Source organism: Streptomyces sp. NH27, assembly GCF_056859195.1.
In genome coordinates this window covers 1-2,819 of the sequence record NZ_JACEGK010000735.1, presented here as the reverse complement: position 1 = coordinate 2,819, position 2,819 = coordinate 1, and the positions used below count along the sequence as shown (strand labels likewise).

The window sequence follows — 2,819 nt, the reverse complement described above, 5'->3', positions numbered from 1 at the left end:
CCTCACAAATCGCCCATACGCGAACATGTGCCGGTGACAGGCACTGGCCGGCGCGCGTCCGCGTCAGGAAGGGTGACCGCTCATGACGGACCGGCTCCGCGTGTACCCCGCCCCGCGGTACCAGGACGCGGCGGGGAACCCGTGGCGCTTCGGCGGCTACCCGCCCGAACTCCCCCCGTCCTGACGCCCGTTCACCTCACGCCTCGCCGGTGTGCACCTGGAACGCGGCCTTGCGCACCGCCTTGGCGAGCACCGGGTCGGGGTGCGCGGCGGCGAGCGCGACCAGGACCTGCACGGTGCGCGGGTGGCCGGCCAGGCGGACCTCCTGGAGCAGCCCGGGCACCGAGCCCTGTACGGCCGTCTCCAGGTGGCTGACGAGCAGGTGGTCGTCGCCGTGGTCGGCGACCGCGGCCGCGGTGTCCACCCACAGCCAGGTGGCCTCCTCGCGGGTCAGCAGCGCGGTCGCGGTGTCCGGGTCGCCACCGTCCAACTCCGCCAGCCACAGCACCGCGTAGGGGCGCAGCGTCGGCTCGTTCACGACCGCGCGCACCGCCGCTTCGGCCGGGTCGCCCACCACCCGCAGCGCCTCGAAGGCCAGCCCGCGCAGCAGCGCGTCCTCGCCCCGGGCGGTCTCCAGCAGTTCCGCGACGGCCGGTGCGACCGGGCGGGCGGCCAGCCAGGCGCGGTACTCGGTGCGGGCCGGTCCCGGGGAGAGCCGGGCGCAGGCGCGCAGCATCGTCTCGGCGGACTGCTCCATGTTCCCGGCCGGGCCCTGGGCGGCCACGCAGATCTGCTCCAGCTTGACCCACACCGCCCAACTGCCCAGCGCGGTCAGCGCGGCCTCGTCGGGACGCTTCGGGTCGCGCGGGCGCAGCGCCCCCACGTCGGTGGCGGCGTCCAGTACCCAGTCCAGCAGCGCGGGCAACGGGTCGCCGGCGGCGGGCGGTTCGTGCCGCTCGGTGCGCAACTCGGCGACGCGCTGCCGCAGCAGGTCCAGCAGGGTGTCGAGCGGCACCGGGCCCTGCGACAGGTGCAGGAAGGAGAGCAACTGGGGTGCTGCCTCGATGACTTCGGCGACCAGCGCGGGGTCGGCGCCGACCGCGCCGTCGGAGGTGTCGCCGTCCGGGCCGTTCGCCGCGGCCCCGTCGTCCGCCTGCGCGTCGGACGGGAGGAACGGGTGGGCGAGCGACCACGCGTCGAAGAGGGCGACCCAGCCGCGCAACACCGCGGTGTCGTCGGTGTCCCAGGCCCGCAGCCGCCAGCCGGGACGGGCGGCGCCGCGGTGCAGTTCGATCAGGCCGGAGAGCCGGGCCCGGTCCCAGGCCGCACGGATCTGGCCGGGTGTCAGGCCGAGCACCGTGGCGGCCTCGCGCACGGTGGCGTCCGGCAGTATCCCGGTCGGGCCCGCGGTGCCGGAGCCGGTGCCGACCCAGCGTGCGAGGCGTACCGCGGCGGCGAGTTCGGTCCTGGCGAAGCGGGCGAGTTCGGGGATCGAGGGGGTGCCCTCGGGGGGGCGCGCCGGTCGCGACCTGCGCGTCGTGGCGGTCCTGCGGGCCGCGGTGAGCGGCCGGCGGGGGACGAGGCGAAGCGGAGTGTCTCGCGGGATACGGGACGTCACCTGATCAGTCTCGCCGCTCGGCGCCCATAATCCCAAACCCGACTGTGAACGCGCTCACATGAGCGGGGTGAGAAAGCGGCGCAGCGTCTCCTCGTACGCCTCCGGGCCGGCGTTCCACATCGCGGTGTGCGCGGCCCCCGGCACCGGGTGCAGGGCCACCTTGCCGGGGTAGCGGTCGGCGAGGGCGCGGGAGGCCGACCAGGGCGCGAAGGCGTCGTCGGGGCCGTGCACGATCAGGGTCGGCACGTGGAGCCCGGCCGGCGCGGTCGGTTCCGGGGCCGCTTCGGTGTGCCGCGTGCCGCGCAGTCCCGTACGGCCCTCCGCGGCACGCACGGCGAGCGGGGTCAGCAGGCGGGGCAGGCCGCGCGAGCGCACCGCGGCGGTGACCGTGGCGCGCCAGTCGAGTACCGGCGAGTCGAGGATCAGGCCGACCACCTTGCCGGCCGACGACGACCTGTGCAGGGCGCGCAGTGCCATCGCGGCGCCGCTGGACCAGCCGTACAGCACGAGCCCCGCGGCGCCGTGCTCCACGGCGTGCCGCATCGCCGCGTCCAGGTCGCGCCATTCGGTGGCGCCGAGGTGGCCGATGCCGTCCGGGGAGGCGGGGGCGCCGGGGTCGTTGCGGTAGGACGGGATCAGGACCGGCAGCCGGAAGCGGTGCAGTGCGGGCAGCACCGACAGGGTCTGCTCGCGGGTGGCGCCGACGCCGTGCACCGCGATCACCCAGGTGGAACGGTCGCCGGGCAGGTACCAGGCCGGCATCGGGCCCAACTCCCCCGGGACCTGCGTCTCGCCGAACTCCAGGCCGTGGGCGCTTCGCGGGTCACCGGTATACGCCTGCGGGGTCATCCGCACGAACGCGCCCGCGTCCAGCGAGCCCTTGTCCACGCGGGTCAGGGTGCGCGTGACGAAGTGGCCGCGGTCGCCGACCGCGACCACCGGTCCGACGGTGGCGTGCACGCCCGCGCCGGTCAGGCCGTACACGCCAGGGCGCTCGGACGCGGAGGTGCGGGTCAGCACGACCTCGTCCGGGGTCACGCTGTGCACCGTGATCAGGCTTTCCGGGGCCGGGCCCGCGACCGTCGGGTTCAGGGCGAAGCCGGAGCCGTACCGGCCTGCCGCCAATGCGGCTGCGCCGGCACCCACCAGCGTTGTGGCCGCCGCGGCCACCGCGTATCGAAGGCGCATCGCCCCCCAGTCT

At 75.8% G+C, this 2,819-nt stretch carries 2 protein-coding genes; both read right to left on the bottom strand.

Going from position 1 to position 2,819, the window contains the following annotated elements; genetic code table 11:
* Nucleotides 1-196: 196 nt before the first annotated feature.
* A complete protein-coding gene (locus tag AC13HU_RS35150; RefSeq protein WP_483046054.1) occupies nt 197-1,618 on the bottom strand; it encodes a hypothetical protein in 1,422 nt (473 codons plus the stop codon).
* Nucleotides 1,619-1,672: 54 nt separating this feature from the next.
* Nucleotides 1,673-2,806, bottom strand: coding sequence for an alpha/beta hydrolase (locus AC13HU_RS35145; RefSeq protein WP_483046055.1), 1,134 nt, complete (start codon nt 2,804-2,806; stop codon nt 1,673-1,675).
* Between the last annotated feature and the right edge of the window lie 13 nt (nt 2,807-2,819).

Excerpts from the sequence above, each read along its gene's own strand:
- AC13HU_RS35145 (WP_483046055.1), bottom strand. The coding sequence starts at position 2,806 with ATGCGCCTTCGATACGCGGTGGCCGCGGCGGCCACAACGCTGGTGGGT.